Origin of the sequence: Fibrobacter sp. HC4 (assembly GCF_023373925.1) — a bacterium.
Taxonomy (GTDB): Bacteria; Fibrobacterota; Fibrobacteria; order Fibrobacterales; family Fibrobacteraceae; genus Fibrobacter.
The window spans coordinates 1-7,736 of sequence record NZ_JALCZV010000042.1 but is presented as its reverse complement, the minus strand read 5'-3'; the positions used below and the strand labels follow the sequence as shown (position 1 = coordinate 7,736).

Here is a 7,736-nt window from a genome sequence, read left to right as displayed (position 1 = left end):
GGATTTGTATAATTTTGACATGGGCTTTTTCTTCTGTTTTTTTTGGCGATTAAATTTTAGAAAATAGCCCATTTTTTGTTTAATTTAGGCGAAAGTCAACAAAAAAGGGTGGCGAAGCCACCCACACATGTTGATGAAGAGCGAAAATATTCCGTACTTAAAACGGTCCCATCATCAGCCTTATTATCCAATTTTGCATCAACGCCGCCGACAATCAAGTCACTGCCGCCACCACCGACGATATAGTTCTTGCCTCGTCCGCCAACAATCACGTTGTTTCCGGGATTAGACGAATTCGGGTAAGCATTCACCAAGGCGACATACTCTTCATCACTAGACTTCTTTTTCTTGTATAGGACATCAGCAGTTTCGCCCAACAGAATGTTTGTACCGATATCTGCACCGCGAATAAAATCATCGCCAAGGCCGCCCATTACGAGTGCGTAACAATTAGGCAACAAAGTTAGGCCGCTCAAATCAATTTCATCATTGCCATTGCCGCCATCAATCACGAAGTTGAGCGAAGAATTACCGGTAATGGAGACTTTATCCTTTCCATCCTTAGCGTAAATATACACGCACTTGCCTGCTGCAAGGGTATAAGACGATTTAGTTGATACTTTATCAGCCGTTTTTATTGTAATGTCAACCGTTCCTTCAGAGCAGACGATATCAACGGTATCATCTCCGTCGCTCAAGTCACCGTACACTCTTTTTTCGGCAAATTCACCGACGTTGACAACAAGGTTGCCTTCCTGCGTTGTGGCAACAATAGGCGTGCCACTTCCCTTCTTGTCCGTATTGAACAGTTCCAAGGCACCACTCTTCCACAAGTCAAATTCCTGGCGGTAGAAGACAAGGTCAAGGTACGCGTATGCGCGCGCCTGCAACGTGACCGAGGCATCGAAAATCGCAAACGGGCTATGAGCCAAACTATCCGCCAATTCCGAAAGACGCAATTTGCCATCGTTATTCGGATCATCCAAATTCAGGTTCAAGTTGAGGTTCACACCGACATTGATGCCCGCACGCCCAGCAACGCTAGCTCCAGCCGTTATGCCGGAATAGAAGATGACTTCGCTGACGTCCTTCCCATGACTATCCAAGTCATTGATATAGAAGCCATCGGCAAGCGCCCACAGGTCCTTGAAGCCCGTCTTTTTCCAAGAAATCAATCCGCAGGTATCGTAACCAAAGCTCAATTCAATTTTCGCGCCGAAATTGAGGCCGATGTCGGCGCAAAGCGGACCCACGATGGGGAAACTTTTGCTCCAGTCAAAGTCGAAGATGAGCGGGCTCATTCGGTATTTAACCAAATCAATATTCAGGCCGAATAGTAAATTGATTGCGGATTGTTTTAGAGCACTAAGTTCAAATTTTCCCGTTTTTTCATCCTGGAATAGCGGGAAGAACCAACCAGAAGTGCTTGAGCCATCAAACGAGGAGCTTATTGTTTTTGTCTCAGCCTCTATAGCGTTTTTAGCATCGCCACCGGCAAGTCTTCCGACAAAATCGCCTAGAGGCAAAGCCGCTGTTCCAGAGAGGAAATTTTGTACTTTAGAATCACGATACGTGCTAGAAACAATATCTAGCGAGCCTAACGAAATCTCACCCGGATTAATTGTTGTTATTTTCTTCACCAGGTTAGCGACCTTGACGATATCGTCAATCATCCCGAGATTAACGCCCTTGGCGTCTCCGATGGACTTAATGAGATTCAATACCGTCATCTTGGAGCCACCCTTGGGCAGGCTGCTCAATACCGGAATTTCAGACTGCAAGAAGTCAATCAACGGCATGATTGGATCGATAACTTTTTGAATCTTGTTCAAGACAGGCTTCAGCGTGCGATTCACGAAAGAGCCTAAGTCAAGTTTAATATCACTAAAACTGGCTTCTTCCAGCGAACCAAACGGCTGACCGAAGGCGGCCGCCCACTTTAGGTGGAAGGTAGTCCCGATTGTGGGGAAGCCGATATCGACCACAGTTTCATCAAATCCCAGCGTCAACACGACATTGATGTCTAGGTCTCCCTCGAGATTCGTCTCTAGAGACAGCGCAGAGGCGATATTGTCCGTGCTGATTTTTGTATCGGCACCAGCATCTGTATTTCTATCACGCCCTGCATCATCAGAACCATTTTGTCCATCGTTTAGATCAATACCGAATGTTAGCTCAGACAGAATGGGATTGCCATTAGCATCTTTATTGAAAGCAGATCCACTTCCACTTCCAACAGTAGCCCCCATTTTCAAGAAGCCTAAAGACCCATTCAAACCAAGGTCTCCCAACTTGAGAACATTCATAGACACTCGGATATCATCACCGGACATCAGGGTCTGTGTTACAGTTTTATCCCCATCCTTAGTCTCAACATCCTTCAGGATTCCGTCAGCAACAATGTTGTTGGAGGTATTGTCCGCATCGCTTCCATTAGAAAGCATGATATACGCACCGGTCTTTGAAACACCAAAACCGATATACCATTCCCAACTCAGTTCAAGGCCCACACCACCCTTCGACGAAAGCCCGAGCCCGGGCATGCCCAAATCGAAGTCAGCGTTTCCGCTAAGCGTATAGGCGTTACCAAGACGGAACCGCCACTCAACGACATTCCCATCGTCCCTATATTGAACATACTGATTACCTTTATCCGAGAAGACTTGATCGAACAAAGAGCCGGCCCACATCACTTTCTGCGTACAATTGTTTTGTGTATCAAAAAGGACCTTCTTATCCAAAGCCAGCAGCAACCCGGTCTTCTGCAATATGGTATAGAGTCTTTCAGCGACCATGGCCGCATCAAGATTCTGCGAATTGTAGGCAAACTTGCGGAACGGCTCGATAAATTTCTCGTCCAGTGCAGTCAAACAGTCCGCCGCTCCAACAATCGAATCGCCCACCAGCGGAATCTTGCGCATGCCGTCCGAGAGGAATGTCTTGTTCAGGCTACTCTGCGCCTTGCGCAGGGCAGCGCTCAAGGCATCAGCAACTAGACGAACTTGACCAAAAAGGTCAATCTTTTCCCAATTTGAGCCCAAATTGCTCATATCCAAGACAATACTACCTGTAGTATTATCTCCTAATTCAGCAGCAGATAAAGTTCCCGTGAATTTTCCCGGCTTTCGAATACCAACTTTTCCAGAAACCAAGTCATTCAACGCAAACGATCCATTATTCCCTGCATCACCTTTCCAGGCATCAACATCGCCCTCGTCATCCACAACACCCAATTTAATTTCACCAACACTTTGTCCTGCACATTCAACACGGAGAAGGCCGCCAATTTGGCAAACATCGGCATCATGCTTCCACTCATAGCTTGAGAAACTTCCCGCAGCAGCACTGCCGGATGTGGCCGTATTACGATACGCCATTTTCTCATAAATTCGAACCGCGATATAGCTAGGATTCGAATCACTGCTAACCACCTTCAGCAAGGACGCGCTCATGCCGCCAAGGGCCACGCTCAAATCAAATGAGAGAGGTTTACCCATCAACGTCACATCAATTGAAACACTCGAGTCTTCTTGTAAAATGGGATCCCCCAAAGCCGACCCGTTTACCGACATAGAATAATTGAACCGCGTATAAATACTGCCATTCAAATAGACTTCCGCCAAGCCACCCACATTCGTAGGCCTTGCGCCTTCGGCTGTTTCCATAATCGAGAAATTGTTGATAGAAACAACCTGGGATTTATATTCCTGTTCCCAGACAAAGCTGAAGTCAATAGACGAAGCATGGAAGGTAAAATAGAGCTTAGCCCCGAGCGCTTTATCTACGCGTTGATTCAGTTCCTGCAGCGTTGCAGGATGGCTCTTGGAAATATTATCAATAACATCGTTCAGCTTGTTGATTAACCCTAACAACTCCGGAGCAGACTTCCCAAACAGCGGCAATTTTTGATTCAAAACAGCCAATATGGGATCAGTCGACGGCGTAGCCGATTCTCCATACGCAAGAATAGATTTTAGGACGTTCTCCTTGAGAGCCTTTGTCACCTTCTCTACAAGATCAGGCATCGAAAGTTTTTCTTCAACAGTTAACAGCGTGTCATTTCTTACCTGCGGATTAAGTTTGCCTTTCGAATCAAAAAGATCTATTGCGCAAACAGTCTTTTGCGCGCCACCTTCTTCTAAATCTATTTTGTGTTTAATTGTTAATGTGTTCGTCGACGTCGGTGCATAAGACCACCCCCCTAAAGTAAAATTACTTACAAAATCTGCATCTGCGTCATCAAGGGGTATAGCTGTAATATCATTAATTGTTTTTGGGGCAGTAAGCTTTCTTGTCGCTCGGATACCAACATTTCCTGTCACATCGACCCCAACCATTCCCAATCGGGCAGATGCGATATTACCATTGCTAGTTAATGTTTCATATATATCTAACGAAAAATTTGAAATCGTGATTTCTTTCTGACTCTGAGCATGCACCACCAGGAAAGAGTCAGAATCATTATCAACATTCCAGCCAAGAAGCTCAACCAAGGAGCAACCATTTAAATCCTCAACAGCGCCAGAGGAAGAGAATTTACCACCCGACACCACTAAACTCATGCCATTTACATCAACGCTACAAGAAGGCGCTTTCGTTGATAATATATTGTTACATTGCGTTTTTATCTCATCAAGAAGATTCCCTATTGTGGGATCTGATTTCGTCTTGAAGAAATTATATAAATCGATATCCACTTCAATATCAGTCGGTCCTCCAACATCAAATTTCATCTTCATACAATTTGTTGTAGAAGAGTAAGCCAAATTGTCAAAGCCTAAATCTTTATTTGACAAAGAGACACCAAAAGGAAGATCGTTCTCATTTGAAAAACCGATTTTCCCTTCCCAAGCAAAAGCTTTTATTCCATTGCCCAGCTTGGTCAACTCTCCGTTTATTACACTTACAACATCATCAACCGTATAGCAATTCGCCAAGGTCTCTGCTTCCAAAAGAATATTTTGGGCCGCACCACCATTTATTGCAAATGCAAAACTCAAATCTGAATTAGATGTTTCAACCGGATGAGAACTTGAAAGAAGAATCTGTCTCTCTACTCCCGCCGAGCCCGAGAAAGGCAACCAAACGTCTGTCGGCGCAGAAGTGGGATTTTCTCCCGTTACGAGCACATTCTGTTCAGATTGACTATAAAAAACGATGACAGCATCTCCAAGTGATACTGCAGAGTAATCCGTAAGATTGGGATTCGACATCAGGACTTCGTTTATTGCGGCAGCCCAATCAAAGCGGATACCAGTTTCCTTGGGTTGAACGGTCTTGTTATCAACCGATAAAGATGTAATCATAGTCGTATCAATCAGATATGCCTTGCAAAACTGTTGCGCACCATCAATACACATTTTTCGGCTATTATCAGTAGCAAACGACAATGAGAATGCTTTTGTAGTATCATCTATCACAATAGCAAATTTATCTACATCGCCATTCCCATCTTTATTTATTATCACACCAAATTTAGGACTAGTCCCAGCCCCTGTCGCAGGATAAGCCTTATTCAATTCTCCAACGATAGACTGAATACCAGCTTCATCTAAAGAAGTGGTAGAAGGTATAGTAATATCCTTCTTCAAACTTCCATTCTCATACAAGGCAAACTTAATTTCCTCACCAACTGAGCTTGTCTTACTCAACGCCTTGTCAGCAACACAGACATTCTTAGCCCCTACAAGACCAGCAACCTTTTCAGCATCAACACCTATACTTTTCAATTTGGCGCTGTTTCCGACGCTCCCCAGTTCATCCATCGGAATGTCGAAAGTCATTTTTAGATTAGATTGCGCCTCAAGAGACAATGAAACTTTCTCTATACCACCAAATGAGTTCGACAGAGATTTAAACAGAGCCTCACTAACGCTTGCCTCTAGATTTTGAGACGTAATCCATCCGTCATACTTTAGTTGACAGATATTTTTGCCCGATACATTCTTGAATTCGGCAGTTATAACGGAAGAACTGAATCGCGACAACAATTCCTGGAAAGATTGAGGAGGGGTCTTGACAAAAGTTGCGAAGTAATTTGATAGATACAAGAACGAAGATGCATTCTGGTCGATAAGCCCTTCAAAATCATTCTTCAATATTTCCGTCTCAGCATTCTGAAGCCACTTAGCTATCGCATTAAACTGTGTTAGCACATCACCAATCCGCACATTTGCAAAATCAGGGATAAGTGCATTTTCGTCGTTAACAGCAGAACCTGCAGCATCCAACCATACAGGGGGCTGCCCAACAGCCGTATTGCCGATATATTTCAAATGATCTGTATCATCGACCGCAAAATTAATCATCCGCGACGCAATACTTGCATAATTCTTGACTCTAAAATCAAGATCATATTCATAATTCGTAGCAATTGTGGAGTTGTTCTTTGAATCCGTTCGGAACGATCCAATCACAGTCAAGTCAGGTAACGAAACGGCACCACCATCGTACCTTGATTCAAGGCCTAGAATACCGATATTTGCATCAGTATTCCCCAAATCCTGTTTGAAGTCAAATCGGACATCAACACTGGCATTATCATCAAATCCAGTATTTTTATCGCCGTCAAGAGTAAAACTAACTGTCGTATATCCAGACGCATTGCTATTGAGATTATGGGTATCAAACAAAACACCAATTTTTGTTTGTTCAGAAATATCAGCAGCCACCTTCTTATTTGTAGAAGTAAGTGAAGCATTCTTTTTAATCTGGACAGACACCTTATGGTGGCTAGAATTCGTCGTATCCACAGCAAATGTCCACTCCGAACGTCTATTCTTGCCATTTGTCAGTTCCTGAACTAATGTATCAGCATCTACCGTAAATTCTTTACGTGCTTTTTGATAAGCAGCTTCAGCGGCATTATACTCTGCTTCCGCCTCATTCGCCGCCTTCACAAGATTTGCATAATTTCCATCACCCGGATCAGCATTGTTAAGGATTGTCTTGGCAATTATCATACTCAAGTGCTTGTTTGCCGCATCCTCCTTTTGGGTTTTTGTCCCCTCATCACGCAACGCCTCTACGGTTTCACAAACATACTTTTTTACGTCCTTAACATCTTGCTTATACTGAATCTTTTGGCCACTTATAACATCCGCCAACGCAAGCGCTTCAGGTTCACTGTTATTTCCTTGCTCATAGACAAGCAAACCTTCCATCTTGGAATCGCTCGCAGAAATATTATAGTCACCAAACTGATTAACCGAAGAATCGGCTTCCTCAATCCAATCGTCTGCAAGCGCAGCATCCATCAAGAGTCTTGGTTCTAGAGACTCAATTTTGTAATTATTGCGGTTGTTTTTCTTAGACTTTTTGTTCTTCTTGTTGAATTTAGACACATAACCCCTATAGCCTTTCAAAGGAAAGGCTTTGTTAATTTGTTTAAAATCTTGTTATAGTTAGTAGTTTTTTACACAGCGGATGGAAAGAGCGTGAATCTTACTAGCTCCCCCCGATCGTTCAAAAAAATTCTTTTCCACATATACTGCACGACCAGCAATTTCATTACTATTATGTTGTTGAGGAAGATAAAAACCTGCAGACAACTTAATTTGGTCAAATTTTCCCAACTGCCAATACCCCGCAGGCAGTATCGACAGGCCGTAGTTGTTGCTACCGAAGCCGGCGACCTTCGAGCCCATGTAGTAGGCGACGCTGCGACTGCTTGATTCTGAGATATACGCCCATTCATTTCCATTCATGACATGCCAATTTTCCGGACACATTCCCTG

General features: G+C 43.7%; 2 protein-coding genes. Both read right to left on the bottom strand.

What is annotated here, in order from left to right; genetic code table 11:
- Positions 1-95 precede the first annotated feature (95 nt).
- Positions 96-7,343, bottom strand: a complete 7,248-nt coding sequence (locus MMG03_RS15665) for a hypothetical protein (RefSeq protein ID WP_249506714.1) — start codon at positions 7,341-7,343, stop codon at positions 96-98.
- Between the two features lie 60 nt (positions 7,344-7,403).
- Positions 7,404-7,736, bottom strand: a 333-nt coding sequence (locus tag MMG03_RS15660; protein ID WP_249506713.1) for an FISUMP domain-containing protein, incomplete at its 5' end; no start/stop codon positions are given.